This window comes from Streptomyces sp. NPDC016640, assembly GCF_043076215.1.
GTDB lineage: Bacteria > Actinomycetota > Actinomycetes > Streptomycetales > Streptomycetaceae > Streptomyces.
Window position 1 is genome coordinate 44,192 of the sequence record NZ_JBIBRG010000018.1, and the last position, 13,165, is coordinate 57,356.

The 13,165-nt window shown below is 75.0% G+C and carries 14 protein-coding genes; 4 read left to right on the forward strand and 10 right to left on the reverse strand.

Going from position 1 to position 13,165, the window contains the following annotated elements:
* Positions 1-10: 10 nt before the first annotated feature.
* The 3 genes from ACF07S_RS29595 (at position 11) to ACF07S_RS29605 (ending at position 3,653) form a co-directional block, all read left to right on the forward strand.
* Entirely contained in the window at positions 11-808 is a 798-nt protein-coding gene (locus tag ACF07S_RS29595) for an SURF1 family protein (protein ID WP_391966493.1), read from the forward strand.
* A gap of 302 nt (positions 809-1,110) precedes the next feature.
* On the forward strand, positions 1,111-2,892 hold the full coding sequence (locus ACF07S_RS29600; protein WP_391966494.1) for a glycoside hydrolase family 15 protein: 1,782 nt from the start codon (positions 1,111-1,113) through the stop codon (positions 2,890-2,892).
* 5 nt (positions 2,893-2,897) lie between these two features.
* Positions 2,898-3,653 (forward strand): SDR family oxidoreductase, encoded by a 756-nt coding sequence (locus ACF07S_RS29605; RefSeq protein ID WP_391966495.1) that lies wholly within the window; start codon positions 2,898-2,900, stop codon positions 3,651-3,653.
* Positions 3,654-3,730: 77 nt separating this feature from the next.
* Here the strand turns inward: ACF07S_RS29605 and amaP are convergent, their stop codons facing one another.
* The 5 genes from amaP to ACF07S_RS29630 are packed head-to-tail and all read right to left on the reverse strand — an operon-like array spanning position 3,731 to position 6,044.
* A complete protein-coding gene (amaP, locus tag ACF07S_RS29610; protein ID WP_391966496.1) occupies positions 3,731-4,309 on the reverse strand; it encodes an alkaline shock response membrane anchor protein AmaP in 579 nt (192 codons plus the stop codon).
* Positions 4,310-4,311: 2 nt separating this feature from the next.
* Positions 4,312-4,962 carry a DUF6286 domain-containing protein gene (locus tag ACF07S_RS29615; protein ID WP_391966497.1) on the reverse strand — a complete coding sequence of 217 codons (651 nt, stop codon included), beginning with the start codon at positions 4,960-4,962 and terminating at the stop codon, positions 4,312-4,314.
* On the reverse strand, positions 4,959-5,333 hold the full coding sequence (locus ACF07S_RS29620) for a hypothetical protein (RefSeq protein WP_391966498.1): 375 nt from the start codon (positions 5,331-5,333) through the stop codon (positions 4,959-4,961). Before ACF07S_RS29620 ends, ACF07S_RS29615 begins: the two co-directional genes overlap by 4 nt.
* 5 nt (positions 5,334-5,338) lie before the next feature.
* On the reverse strand, positions 5,339-5,524 hold the full coding sequence (locus ACF07S_RS29625) for a hypothetical protein (protein ID WP_391966499.1): 186 nt from the start codon (positions 5,522-5,524) through the stop codon (positions 5,339-5,341).
* A 25-nt stretch (positions 5,525-5,549) separates the two neighbouring features.
* On the reverse strand, positions 5,550-6,044 hold the full coding sequence (locus ACF07S_RS29630) for an Asp23/Gls24 family envelope stress response protein (protein ID WP_391966500.1): 495 nt from the start codon (positions 6,042-6,044) through the stop codon (positions 5,550-5,552).
* A gap of 86 nt (positions 6,045-6,130) precedes the next feature.
* On the opposite strand from ACF07S_RS29630, the gene ACF07S_RS29635 reads away from it, so the two are divergent.
* A complete protein-coding gene (locus ACF07S_RS29635; RefSeq protein WP_391975597.1) occupies positions 6,131-6,871 on the forward strand; it encodes a nucleopolyhedrovirus P10 family protein in 741 nt (246 codons plus the stop codon).
* A gap of 70 nt (positions 6,872-6,941) precedes the next feature.
* On the opposite strand, the gene ACF07S_RS29640 is transcribed toward ACF07S_RS29635, so the two are convergent.
* From ACF07S_RS29640 to ACF07S_RS29660, 5 genes are all read right to left on the reverse strand, one after another.
* On the reverse strand, positions 6,942-7,745 hold the full coding sequence (locus ACF07S_RS29640) for an enoyl-CoA hydratase/isomerase family protein (RefSeq protein WP_391966502.1): 804 nt from the start codon (positions 7,743-7,745) through the stop codon (positions 6,942-6,944).
* Between the two features lie 106 nt (positions 7,746-7,851).
* Entirely contained in the window at positions 7,852-8,073 is a 222-nt protein-coding gene (locus ACF07S_RS29645) for a helix-turn-helix domain-containing protein (RefSeq protein ID WP_391966503.1), read from the reverse strand.
* 416 nt (positions 8,074-8,489) lie between these two features.
* Positions 8,490-10,088 carry a ribosomal protection-like ABC-F family protein gene (abc-f, locus tag ACF07S_RS29650; RefSeq protein ID WP_391966504.1) on the reverse strand — a complete coding sequence of 533 codons (1,599 nt, stop codon included), beginning with the start codon at positions 10,086-10,088 and terminating at the stop codon, positions 8,490-8,492.
* A gap of 256 nt (positions 10,089-10,344) precedes the next feature.
* Positions 10,345-11,826 (reverse strand): hypothetical protein, encoded by a 1,482-nt coding sequence (locus tag ACF07S_RS29655; RefSeq protein WP_391966505.1) that lies wholly within the window; start codon positions 11,824-11,826, stop codon positions 10,345-10,347.
* Positions 11,827-11,994: 168 nt separating this feature from the next.
* A complete protein-coding gene (locus ACF07S_RS29660) occupies positions 11,995-13,122 on the reverse strand; it encodes an alpha/beta hydrolase (RefSeq protein ID WP_391966506.1) in 1,128 nt (375 codons plus the stop codon).
* Between the last annotated feature and the right edge of the window lie 43 nt (positions 13,123-13,165).

Consider the following 13,165-nt stretch of genomic DNA (forward strand, 5'->3'; position numbering starts at 1 on the left):
CGGTCGTGGGGTGTACCGCTTCCTCTTGTCCCGCCAATGGGTGATCATCACACTGGTCGCCCTGCTCCTCATCCCCACGATGATCAGGCTGGGCATCTGGCAGATGGACCGCTACGAGGAGCGCTCCGCGCGGAACCGGCTGGTCGCGGACGCGCTGGCGGCCGGCCCCGTGCCCGTGGAGCGGCTCGCCGCCCCGGGAGAGGCCGTGACGCGCGCCGAGCGGTACCGCACCGTGACCGCCGAGGGGCGCTTCGACACCGATGACGAGGTCGTCGTCCGCCGTCGCACCAACGCCGACGACGAGGTCGGCTTCCACGTCCTGACCCCGTTCGTCCTCGACGACGGCAGGGTCCTGCTGGTCAACCGGGGCTGGGTTCCCGGTGACAGGACGAGCCAGAGCGCGTTCCCCGAGGTGCCGGCACCGCCCCGCGGCGAGATCACGATCGAGGGCCGGCTCATGCCGGACGAGACGACCGAGGCGAGCGGCATCAAGGACCTCGACGGCCTGCCGGACCGGCAGATCATGCTGATCGACAGCGGGCGGGAGGCGGAGCGCCTCGGGGCCCGGGTGCTCGGCGGCTACGTGGCGCAGACGGCGCCCGAACCGGAGGACGGCACCCCGGAGCGGCTCGGGGACCCCGGCGAGGAGAACGCGGCGCTGAACTACGCCTACGCCGTCCAGTGGTGGCTGTTCGCGGCGGCCGTACCGGTCGGCTGGCTGGTGCTGGTCCGCCGGGAGGCCCGGGAACGGGCGCGGGCGGCGGCCGGGCGGACGGACGCCGAGGAGACGGAACCGGCGGCGGTGTAGGCCGGGGCGGCGCGGCCGGGGGCGGGCCGGCGCGGTGCGGCCGGGCGGTGCGTCGGCTGAAGGACCGGCGGGTGCTGATCGGCGCGCTCCGGCAGGTGCCGGCCCGGCGGGGCGCCGGTGCCGCGCCACCGGCGCCGGTCACGCCGACCGGCCTCCCGCCGATCGGCCCGTGGGTGCTCAACCCGGTTCCTCCCGGAGCCCGGTGGCGTCTTCCGTGGCGGGGGTGCAACGGCGGGCGACGGTCCGTCACTCCCCGACGCCGGACCTGATTGCGGGTCGTGAAGGCCGGGAACCCGCATCCCGTGCACCGTATCGAGGACTACGCGCTCATCGGCGACCAACAGACCGCTGCCCTGGTGGGCGCGGACGGCTCGGTCGACTGGCTCTGTCTGCCCCGCTTCGACTCGGCGGCCTGCTTCGCCCGGCTGCTCGGGGACGAGAGCAACGGCCACTGGCGCATCGCCCCGGCCGGCGCCGACCGGTACACCCGCCGGTCCTACCGCCCCGACACCCTGGTCCTGGACACCGAGTGGGAGACCCCGGACGGGGCGGTGCGGGTCACCGACCTGATGCCGCAACGCGACCGCGCGCCCGACCTGGTGCGGATCGTGCAGGGCGTGCGCGGCGAGGTGACCGTGCGCAGCACGCTCCGGCTGCGCTTCGACTACGGCTCGGTGGTGCCCTGGGTGCGCAGGGAGGACGGCCACCGGGTGGCGGTGGCCGGACCGGACTCGGCGTGGCTGCGCAGTGTGCCGGAGGTGCCCACCTGGGGCGAGGACCGGACCACCGTCTCGGAGTTCACGGTGCGCGAGGGTGAGCGGGTGGCGTTCGTGCTCACCTGGCACCCCTCCCACGAACCGCGGCCCCCGCTGGTCGACCCCTACGCCTCGTTGCGGCACAGCGTCGCGGACTGGCGGGCCTGGGCGTCCCACTGCCGTTACGACGGCCCGCACCGGGACGCGGTCGTCCGGTCGCTGATCACCCTCAAGGCGCTCACCTACGCGCCCACCGGAGGCATCGTCGCCGCGCCCACCACCTCGCTGCCGGAGGAGCCGGGCGGGGTGCGCAACTGGGACTACCGCTTCTGCTGGCTGCGCGACGCCACGCTCACGCTGAACGCGCTGCTGGCGGCCGGGTACCAGGACGAGGCGGAGGCCTGGCGCAACTGGCTGCTGCGCGCGGTCGCGGGCGACCCGGCGCAGCTCCAGATCATGTACGGCCTGGCGGGCGAGCGGCGGCTGCCGGAGTTCGAGCTGCCGTGGCTGTCCGGCTTCGGCGGTGCCACGCCCGTACGGATCGGCAACGACGCCGTGAACCAGCTCCAGTTGGACGTGTACGGCGAGGTCATGGACACCCTGGCGCTGGCCCGCGGTTCGGGGCTGTCCCCGCAGCCCGACGTATGGGCGCTGCAGTCGGTCCTGATGGACTTCCTGCGCACGGCCTGGCGGCAGCCGGACGAGGGGCTGTGGGAGGTGCGCGGCGGCCGGCGCCACTTCGTGCACTCCAAGGTGATGGTGTGGGTGGCCGCCGACCGCGCGGTGCGCACCCTTCAGGAGCACCCGGACTTCGAGGGGGACCTCGACGGGTGGCGGCGGCTGCGCGACGAGGTGCACCGGGAGGTGTGCGAGAAGGGGTACGACCCGGAGCGCAACACCTTCACGCAGTCCTACGGCTCGCGTGAACTCGACGCCGCGCTGCTGCTGATCCCCCGGGTGGGTTTCCTGCCGCCCGACGATCCCCGGGTGCTCGGCACCATCGACGCGGTCCGGGCGGAGCTGGGGCAGGACGGCCTCCTGCGCCGCTACACCCCGGACGCCACGGCCGTCGACGGGCTGCCCGGCGAGGAGGGGACGTTCCTGGTGTGCTCGTTCTGGCTGGCCCACGCGCTGCACCTGGCGGGCAGGCGGAAGGAGGCGCGCGAGCTGTTCGAACGGCTGCTGGGGCTCGCCAACGACGTGGGTCTGCTGGCGGAGGAGTACGACCCCGTGGGCGGGCGGCTGCTCGGCAACTTCCCGCAGGCCTTCAGCCACATCGGCCTGGTGAACACCGCCCTCGCCCTGTTCGGGGACGAGGAGGCAGGATAGGGGCCATGGATCTTGGACTGAAGGACCGGGTGTACGTCGTCACCGGGGCGACCCGGGGGCTGGGCAACGCCTCCGCGCGGGAGCTCGTGGCCGACGGCGCGAAGGTGGTCGTCACGGGGCGGGAGGAGAAGAGCGTCGCGGAAGCGGCGGCAGCGCTGGGGCCGGGCGTGGCCGGGGTGGCCGTCGACAACGCCGACCCACAGGCTCCCGCGCGGCTGATCGCCACCGCGCGGGAGCGGTTCGGCCGCTTCGACGGCATCCTCGTCAGCGTGGGCGGGCCGCCGCCGGGATTCGTCGCCGACACCACCGACGAGCAGTGGCAGTCGGCGTTCGAGTCGGTGTTCCTGGGCGCGGTGCGGCTGGCCCGGGCCGCCGCGGCGGAGCTGGGCGAGGGCGGTGTCATCGGTTTCGTGCTGTCCGGCTCGGTGCACGAGCCGATTCCCGGCCTGACCATCTCCAACGGTCTGCGCCCCGGGCTCGCCGGTTTCGCCAAGTCCCTGGCGGACGAGCTGGGTCCGCGCGGCATCCGCGTCGTCGGGCTGCTGCCCGGCCGCATCGACACCGACCGGGTCCGCGAGCTGGACTCCCTGTCCGCCGACCCGGAGGCCACCCGCCGGGCGGCGGCGTCCCGCATCCCGCTGCGCCGCTACGGCACCCCGGAGGAGTTCGGCCGCGCGGCGGCGTTCCTCCTCTCCCCGGCGGCCTCGTACCTGTCGGGCGTGATGCTCCCGGTGGACGGCGGGCTGCGGCACGGGTTCTGAGCCGCGTCCGACGGCTGCCTCCGCCGCCCGGAGGGCGGTCCGGCGGTGTCGGGTGCGTGCTCCCCCGTGCGGCGGGGTCAGGTCACCCGTTCCGGCCGGTGTCTGACGCCGCGCAGGCGGACCTCCGCCGGCAGGTGCGCGAGGCGCGTGGAGTCGCGGGCGTGGGCGAGGGCGCCGGTGGTGAGGGCGTGGAGGGCGGAGCCGGGGTCGACGTGGGGCTCCAGGAGGAGCAGCACCCGGACCCTCGGGGTGCCGCGGCCGCCGGTGAGCAGGACGTGGGCCCGTTCGACGCCGTCCAGGCGGTTCGCCTCCTGGGCGAGGGCGTGTTCCAGGGCCCGGCCGCGCAGTGCCGCGCCCTCGCCGTCGCCGGTGTCGACCAGCACCTCGGCCGGCCGCCGCCGGCGCACCACCGCGAGCAGCCACCACAGGCAGAGCAGGACCACCACGGCGAGGACCGCGAGGACGGCCGGCCACCACCAGCCGGCGTCCCGCCACCGGGTCCGCTCGGCCTCGTCCAGCAGCACGTCGTGCCGTCCGTCGTGCGGCCACCAGGAGGGCGCCGGCGCCCCCAGCCCGAGCGCGAGCACCGACCCGCCGAGGACGGTCAGCACCAGCCCCGCCAGCGCGAGCAGTACGCGGTTGACTCCCCTGACCACCGCTACCTCCCCTTCCGGCCGGGGCGCCGCACGCGCAGCGACAGCGCGGGCGGCCGGGCCAGGCCCAGCCCCCGGACCGCGTCGTCGAGCACGGCGGCCAGGTCGGCCCGTACGTCGTCCAGTGCGCGGAAGTGGGACACGGCGCGGACGTCGGCCCGGGTACGGGTCACCCGGACCCGCACCGCCTGCACCCCGGCCACTTCCAGGGCCCGGTCGCGCAGCACCGTCGCGGCGGCGTCCCGGTGGAGTACCGCGCGGACGTCGGGACGGGTGCGGCGCATCGGGAGCAGGGAACGCAGACCGGGTGTCAGGGCGAGGAACAGCAGCCAGAGTCCGAGCACGGCGGCGACGGCGGCGCCGGCCAGCACCCAGACGTCGTCCAGGGGCCGTTCGGCCAGCTGCCGGGCCAGCCCGCGGCGCCAGCCCGCCGCGGTCCGGTGGGCGCGCACCGCGGCGATGTCGTACAGGAACGCGCCCGCGACCACCAGGACCGCCAGGGTGAGCAGGCCCGCGGGCACCCGGCGGGCCGACCAGAGGCGCCGGTGCCCGCCGGTTCCACCGGCCGCGGCGTCCGGTACGGGCGGCGGGGTCTGCTCGGCGACCGTGCCCGGGACGGGGGCGTCCGTGGACCCGGTGCGCCGGGACGGGCTCATCCGGTCCTCCCTCGCGCCGCGCCGGACGCCTCCGTCAGGTGCAGCCGTTCCACCTGGACGACGACCTCCGGCACCCGCAGGCCCGTCAGGGCGCGCACCCGGTCGGCCACCCGGCGCCGGACCAGTCCGCACCGGCCGCCGATGTCGTCGGGGTAGCCGAGCTCGATGTGCACCCTGACCCGGGCGGCGCCGTTGCGGACGAGCACCGTGGCGTAGGGCGGCGCGGCGCCCTCCGGCAGCGGGCCGGTCACCTCGCGGGCGGCCAGCGCGGCGATCTTGGCGACCACCCGGTCGGCGATCCTGGTCGCCCCGCGCTCGCCCGGCGCGACGGCGGCCGGGCCCCGGCCCGGCCCGGCGGCCGCCGTGCTCATCGTCGTCACCGCCGCCGTTCGCCGCGGGAGCGGAAGAAGTCGCCGGGCTCCAGGTCCCCCTCGAGGAACCGCCCGACGACGAAGCCGACCGCGCCCAGGGCCGCCACCAGCAGGAAGGCCCAGAATCCGCCGAAGTACCCGGCGAAGCCCAGTACGATGCCGGCGATCATGCCGACCAGGGCCGTGTTCATGATGCGCTCCTCCGCTCGGTGAGCCTCACTGGAGCCGGGTCTCCGGCTCCTCTTCCTCTTCGTCGGGCAGCTTCACGTCGCTCACCGCGATGTTGACCTCGACCACTTCCAGTCCGGTCATCCGCTCGACCGCCGCGATGACGTTCTCCCGTACGTCCCTGGCGACGTCGGAGATGGACACTCCGTAGTCGACGACGATCTCCAGGTCGAGCGCCGTCTGCACCTCGCCGACCTCGACCTTCACGCCGCGCGTCACCGTCTTCGAGCCTCCGGGCACCCGGTCGCGCACGGCGCCGAGGGTCCGGGACAGTCCGCCGCCCATGGCGTGCACGCCGAGCACGTCCCGCGCGGCCAACCCGGCGATCTTCTCCACGACGCCGTCGGCGATGGTGGTGCGGCCGCGGGCGCCGGGGTCGCCGCCGCCGCGCCGGGTCCCCTGGCTCCTGCGGGGGGAGGTCTCCAAGAGGTTCTTCTCGGGATCGGTGGCCCTTTCCGGGCCTCCTCCGGTCATGTCGGTCATTGCCGTACATCCCTTCGATCGTCCTCTTTCGACCACGGTATGCGCGGTTGCCCGAAACCGCGCCAGGGATACGGCAGGCTGGAGGAATGACGACGGACCGATGGACCCGAGCGGTACGGCAGCAGGTGGGGCTGGGCAGGATCCTGCCCCTGGGAGGAGCGCGCGACGGCGCGTGGATCGCGGAGCGGGCCGCGGAGGCCGCTCTGCGGCGTGCGGTGGCGCGAGATGCGCCCGGCGTGCGCCTGGACGGTCTGCGGATCGGGCTCGCCGACCCGGAGGGGGCGGACGAGCCCGCCGTACCGGCGCCGCCGAGCGCGCTGCCGCCGGGGCCGCTGCGGCTGACCGCGGAGTTCGCCGCCACGGCGGCGCAGCCGCTGCCGGTGACGGCGTCCCGGCTGCGCACGGCGCTGGCTGAGGCCGCGGCGGAACGGATCGGGCTGGCGGTCACGGAGGTGGATCTGCGGGTGACGGAGCTGCTGGACGCGCGGCCGCCGGGTGCGCCGGCCGCGCCGCGTCAGGACGCGGCGCCCGAGGCGGTCCCGGAACCCGGGACGCTCCCGGAGCCCGGTGACACCGAGGAGGGCCGGGCCGCGGCCGCGGCGCTCGCCGTGCCCGGGGTGATCCGTCTGACGGGCGCGCCGGGCCGCCCGGTCCGCCTGACCGCGGGGCCGCCCGCGGCCTCGCTCCCCCACCGCCACGCCCGGGTGGACCTGGCGGTCCGTGCGGACCACCGGGCCCTGGACGTGGCCCGGGCGGTCCGCTCGGCGGTGGCGGCTTCGCTGCCGGACCGTCCCACGGTGGCCGTACTGGTCACGGCGTTCGACTGAGCGGGCTCGACCGGCCGGCGGCCGGTCGCCGCGCTCCCGCGGACCGCGGCCGTGTCCTGTTCGCCGTGCCCTATTCGCCGAGGCCGGCCAGGTCGCGCAGGCGGCGGGCCTGGGCCGCGCGCTCGGCGGCGCGCTGCTCCTCGAAGGTGCGGTCCCGGGCGCCGCGCAGGAGGGCCTTGGTCTCGATCACGGCGTCGCGGGGTGCGGCCAGCAGGGCCGCGGCGAGGTCCCGGACCGCCGCGTCCAGTTCGGCCGCGGGCACGGCGAGGTTGGCCAGGCCGGTGTTCACGGCCTCCTCGGCGGCGACGAAACGCCCGGTCGCGCAGATCTCCAGAGCGCGGGCGTAGCCGACGAGCCCGACGAGGGGATGTGTGCCGGTGAGGTCGGGGACCAGGCCGAGGCTGGTCTCGCGCATGGCGAACTGCACATCGTCCGCGACGACACGCAGGTCGCAGGCGAGCGCCAGCTGGAAACCGGCCCCGATGGCGTGTCCCTGGACGGCCGCGACGGACACGATGTCGCTGCGCCCCCACCAGGTGAACGCTTCCTGGTACCGGGCGATGGTCGCGTCCAGCTCGGCGTCGTTGCCGCGCGCGAGCTCGGCGAACGACGGTTCGCCGTCGAAGCCCTCGGGCGTGAACGCCTGCCGGTCGAGTCCGGCGGAGAAGGACTTGCCCTCGCCGCGCAGCACCACGACCCGGACGGAGCCGGGCAGCAGCCGGCCCGCCTCGGTCAGCGCCCGCCACAGAGCGAAGTTCTGCGCGTTGCGCTTGGCCGGGTTGGTCAGCGTGACCGTGGCGATCGCGTCGTCGACGGTGAGCCGTACGCCGTCCTTGTCGAGTACCGGACCGAGGTCCTGGGCGGGCGTGGCCATGGGGCGCCTCCGATGGGTGCGGTCATCCAAGTGACTGCACAGTAACCACCCGGCCGGTCAGTCGGCCGACCGGGTGGCCACCATCGGGACCGCGGGGCGCCCGGGGTCAGGCCGCGGGGGCTTTTTTGCCCCGTGTCGCCCCGCCTCGCCCTCGCAGTGTGACGCCCGATTCGCTGAGCATGCGGTGCACGAAGCCATACGAGCGGCCGGTCTCCTCGGCCAATGCCCGGATGCTCGCACCGGCGTCGTACTTCTTCTTCAGGTCTGCCGCGAGCTTGTCGCGCGCGGCGCCGGTCACCCGGCTGCCCTTCTTCAGAGTCTCGGCCACCCGTGCCTCCTCATGGGAAGTGCGCTCTGGTCCCCTCATGATCACCCCTCCAGGCCCTCATGGCCACCCATTCGGCAAGGTCGGTGAGACAAGGTTGTGACGACAGGAGCGCGTCCCCACATGTGGAATTCGTCATTCCAGCATGTACCGCCGGTACCCCCGAACGGGTTCCTCGGAGAAATGCCAGGTCAGAGACGAGCGACGGCCGAGCCCCGGTGTGGCAGGGGCTCGGCCGCGCAACTCGTGTAGGACACACGTCGGTATGAGGAGATCTCACACGAATGACGGATCACCGATGGGCCGAATGATCCATACGCGGTGGATCACGCCTTCGGCCACCCCCCGCTGACCGCTTCCGGCCCCGGGATGACCGTTTCGGGTCCGGGGCTGCCCGCGGCGGGCTGCCCGCCGCGGGCTCAGGCCAGGGCGACCAGGTCCGCGTAGTCGGAGCCCCACAGGTCCTCGATGCCGTCCGGCAGCAGGATGATCCGCTCCGGCTGGAGCGCCTCGACGGCGCCCTCGTCGTGGGTCACCAGGACGACCGCGCCCTTGTAGGTGCGCAGGGCGCCGAGGATCTCCTCCCTGCTGGCCGGGTCGAGGTTGTTGGTGGGCTCGTCGAGCAGCAGCACGTTCGCCGAGGAGACCACGAGGGTCGCGAGCGCCAGACGGGTCTTCTCGCCGCCGGAGAGGACACCGGCCGGCTTGTCGACGTCGTCGCCGGAGAACAGGAACGAGCCGAGCACCTTGCGGACCTCGACGAGGTCCATGTCGGGCGCGGCGGAGCGCATGTTCTCCAGCACCGTGCGGTCGGGGTCCAGGGTCTCGTGCTCCTGGGCGTAGTAGCCGAGCTTGAGGCCGTGGCCCGGGACGACCCTGCCGGTGTCGGGCTGTTCCGCTCCGCCGAGCAGGCGCAGCAGGGTGGTCTTGCCGGCGCCGTTGAGGCCGAGGATGACCACCCGGGAGCCCTTGTCGATGGCCAGGTCGACGTCGGTGAAGATCTCCAGCGAGCCGTACGACTTCGACAGGCCCTCGGCCATCAGCGGGGTCTTGCCGCAGGGCGAGGGATCGGGGAAGCGCAGCTTGGCGACCTTGTCGGACTGGCGGACCTCCTCGAGGCCGGCCAGCAGCTTCTCCGCGCGGCGTGCCATGTTCTGCGCGGCGACCGTCTTGGTGGCCTTGGCCCGCATCTTGTCGGCCTGGGAGTTGAGGGCGGCCGCCTTCTTCTCGGCGTTCTGCCGTTCGCGCTTGCGGCGCTTCTCGTCGGCCTCGCGCTGCTGCTGGTAGAGCTTCCAGCCCATGTTGTAGACGTCGATGGTGGCGCGGTTGGCGTCGAGGTAGAACACCTTGTTGACGACCGTCTCGACCAGGTCGACGTCGTGGGAGATCACGATGAAGCCGCCGCGGTAGGTCTTCAGGTAGTCGCGCAGCCAGACGATCGAGTCGGCGTCGAGGTGGTTGGTCGGCTCGTCCAGCAGCAGGGTGTCCGCGTCGGAGAAGAGGATCCTGGCCAGTTCGACGCGGCGGCGCTGACCGCCGGAGAGGGTGTGCAGCGGCTGGCCGAGCACGCGGTCGGGCAGGTTCAGCGCGGCGGCGATGGTGGCGGCCTCGGCCTCGGCGGCGTAACCGCCCTTGGTGAGGAACTCGGTCTCCTGGCGCTCGTACTGCCTGAGCGCCTTCTCCCGGGTGGAGCCCTGGCCGTTCGCGATGCGCTGCTCGTTCTCGCGCATCTTGCGCAGCAGTGCGTCCAGGCCGCGCGCGGAGAGGATGCGGTCGCGGGCGAGGACGTCGAGGTCGCCGGTGCGGGGGTCCTGGGGGAGGTAGCCGACCTCGCCGGAGCGGGTGACGGTGCCGCCGGCGGGGATGCCCTGGCCGGCGAGGACCTTGGTGAGGGTGGTCTTGCCGGCGCCGTTGCGGCCGACGAGGCCGATGCGGTCGCCCTTGGCGACGCGGAAGGTGGCGCTTTCGATGAGGACGCGGGCACCGGCGCGCAGCTCGATGCCGGAGGCGGAGATCACGGACAGACTCCTGGGCGGGTTGGTGGCGGGCTGGGCGGCTGAGGGCGTTCCCGCCGTTAATGCGCGAGGAGAATGGCCATGGCAGCCATTCTAACGGGGCCGTGCAAGCGGATTGTCCGAACGCGGTCCCCGGCCACGGCGCACGGGGAAGCGGTCGCCGGGGCCGCACGGCCCGGGACCCCGGGGGCGCCGCGCGGAGCTCCGGCGCTTACGCCCTCGGGACCGGAGGGCCCGGGCCCGGGGCCCGGCTGACGGTTCAGCTGCCGGTGTGCACCTGGAAGGCGGCCCGGCGGACGGCCTTGGCCAGGGCCGGGTCGGGGTGCGCGGCGGCGAGCGCGACCAGGACCTGCACGGTGCGCGGGTGACCGACCGCGCGCACCTCGTTGAGCAGCGCGGGGACGGTCGGCTGCACCGCGGACTCCAGGTGCCGCACGAGCAGCGGGGCCTCGCCGTGGTCGGCGACGGCGGCCGCGGTGTCCACCCACAGCCAGGTCGCCTCCTGGCGGGTGAGGACCTCGTGGGCGTCCTCGGGGTCGGCACCGTCGTGCTCGGCGAGCCACAGCAGGGCGTAGGGCCGCAGCGTCGGTTCGTCGAGGACGGCGCGGACCTCGGGCTCGGCGGGGGCACCGACCACGCGCAGCGCCTCGAAGGCGAGGCCGCGCAGCAGGGCGTCCTCGCCGCGGGCGGCGGCGATCAGCTCGGTGACGGCGCTGCCGACCGGGCGGGCGGCCAGCCAGGCGCGGTATTCGGCGCGGGCGGCGTTGGGGCGCAGCTGGGCGCAGCCGCGCAGCATGTCCTCGGCGCCCTGCTCGATGTTCCCGGCGGGGCTCTGGGCGGCGACGCAGATCTGCTCCAGCTTGACCCACACCGCCCAGCTTCCGAGCGGGGTGAGCGTGGCCTGCCCCTCGCCGTAGGTGAGGGCGCCGACGGAGGCGAGGGCGCGCAGGGCCCAGTCGAGCAGCGGTTCGAGCGGGGCGTCGGCGGCGGCCGGCCCCGCGGGGGCGGGGCGCGGGCGCTCGACCGGGCCGTCGGACCGCGGGACGCCGGCCTCCGGCACCCCGGCGCCGGAGGCTTCGGCGTCCGCCGCTTCGGGCTGTGGCGCGTACTCGACCTCGCAGCGCTCCGTGCGGAGTTCGACGACGCGTTGCCGCAGGAGGTCGAGGAGCTGCGGCACCGGGACCGGGCCGGCGGACAGCTGGAGGAAGGAGAGCACCTGCGGCATGGCCGTCACCACCTCGGCGACGGCGGCGGGCTCGTACTCCGCGGGTTCCGGATGGGCCAGCGACCAGGCGTCGCACAGGGCGACCCAGCCGCGCAGCACGGCGCTGTCGTCACGGTTCCAGGCGCGCAGCCGCCAGCCGGGACGGGCGCTGTCGCCGTGCACCTCGATGAGGCCGGCCAGACGGGCGGTGTCCCAGTCGGCGCGGACCTGAGCGGGGGTCAGACCCAGATCGGCGGCCGCCCGTTCGGCGGTCGCGCCGGAGAGGGTGGCCTTGCCGTCGGTGGTGGCGCTGTCCCCGCCGGGGCCGAGGGCGGAGTCGGCCCAGCGGGCGACGCGGGCCGCGGCGGCCAGCCCGGAGCGCGCCATTCTGGCCAGCTCCGCCGGTGCGGGGGTGCCCTCCGGGGGGCGGGGCGCGGGACGGCGCGGCCGCCTCTGGTTGATCGCTGTGGGGGCGGCGGCCAGGGGTCGCGGGCGGACGAGTCGGAGCCTGGAGTCGCGCGGGATACGGGACGTCACGGGTGCAGTCTTCCTGTTGACGGTCCGAAAACCCAAACGGAATGCGGACGAGGGCCCGGGGGCGGTCCGCGCCCCGGGCCCGGATCCGGTCGGAGGGAGGGAATCAGGCCAGTGGTACGGCCGTAAACGGAATCCTCGGCCCCGGCTGGTGATCCGTGCGCGCCACCGTCACATCAGGGGGGTGAGGAAGCGCCGCAGGACCTCCTCGTAGGTGTGCGGGTCGGCGTTCCACATGGCCGCGTGCGGGGCGTCGGTGACGGTGTGCAGGGTGATGGTGTTCGGGTGGGCGGCGGCGAGGCGGCGGGAGTACCGCCAGGGGGCCACCGCGTCGCCGGGGCCGTGGAAGATCTGCGTGGGGACGGCGACGCGGTCCAGCTGGACGGCGCCGGGCGCGCGGTCGCCGTACAGGCCCGTGCGGCCCTGGGCGGCGCGGACCGCGAGCGGCAGCAGCAGGCCCGGGACGCGGCCGGCCGCGGCGAGGGCGCGCAGGGTGGCCTCCCAGTCGAGCACCGGGGAGTCCAGGACGAGCCCGGCGACGTGGGCGCGCACCGCGGAGCGGGCGGCGACGCGCAGCGCCATGGTCGCGCCGGTGGACCAGCCGTACAGGACCGCCTGCCGGGCGCCGGAGCGCACCGCGTGGTGGAGCGCCGCGTCGAGATCGCGCCACTCGGTCTCGCCGAGGTGGTTGAGGCCGTCCGGGGAACGCGGTGCGCCCGGGTCGCCCCGGTGGGCGGGGGCGAGCACCGGGAAGCGGTGGCGGTGCAGGAACTCCATGAGGTTCATGGTGTGTTCCCGGGTGGTGCCGAGGCCGTGCGCGACGATCACCCAGGTGTCCCGGGCGCCCGGGACGAACCAGGCGGGCAGGGGGCCGAGTTCGCCGGGGACGTCGAGGTCGGTGTGGTCCAGGCCGAGGGCGGCGGACGGGTCGCCGGCGTACAGGTCCGGGGTGAGCCAGGCGCGGTCGCCGGGCCCCGGGGTGCCGTAGGTGACGCGTTCCAGGCGGCGTACGACGGTGTCGGCGGGGTCCGGGGGCGCGGTCTGCACGGGACCGACGACCGCGTGGAAGCCGTCGCCGGCGAGTCCGTAGTGGCCGGGCCGCAGCGCGGCGAAATCCCGGGTGAGGCTGATCCGGCCGGCCGCGGTGGCGTGGACGGTGAGCCTGGGTTCGGTGGGCAGGGGCTCGCCCGGGGGCATCCTGAGGGCGGCGTCGCTGGCGAACCGGCCGGCGGCCACCGCGGCGGCGCCGGCTCCCATGACGGCGGTGACGGCGGCGGCCGTCGCTCTGGCAGTGCGCACGCTCCCAGTGTCCGGTCGGAAGGCGCACCCGGCCAGTGGACGC

What these genes read in the sequence shown, in the direction of transcription:
- ACF07S_RS29630 (WP_391966500.1), bottom strand. Translation starts at nt 6,044, where the DNA reads ATGACCGACATGACCGGAGGAGGCCCGGAAAGGGCCACCGATCCCGAG.
- ACF07S_RS29640 (WP_391966502.1), bottom strand. Translation starts at nt 7,745, where the DNA reads ATGGCCACGCCCGCCCAGGACCTCGGTCCGGTACTCGACAAGGACGGC.
- ACF07S_RS29620 (WP_391966498.1), bottom strand. Translation starts at nt 5,333, where the DNA reads ATGAGCACGGCGGCCGCCGGGCCGGGCCGGGGCCCGGCCGCCGTCGCG.
- ACF07S_RS29625 (WP_391966499.1), bottom strand. Translation starts at nt 5,524, where the DNA reads ATGAACACGGCCCTGGTCGGCATGATCGCCGGCATCGTACTGGGCTTC.
- ACF07S_RS29635 (WP_391975597.1), top strand. Translation starts at nt 6,131, where the DNA reads ATGACGACGGACCGATGGACCCGAGCGGTACGGCAGCAGGTGGGGCTG.
- ACF07S_RS29615 (WP_391966497.1), bottom strand. Translation starts at nt 4,962, where the DNA reads ATGAGCCCGTCCCGGCGCACCGGGTCCACGGACGCCCCCGTCCCGGGC.
- ACF07S_RS29605 (WP_391966495.1), top strand. Translation starts at nt 2,898, where the DNA reads ATGGATCTTGGACTGAAGGACCGGGTGTACGTCGTCACCGGGGCGACC.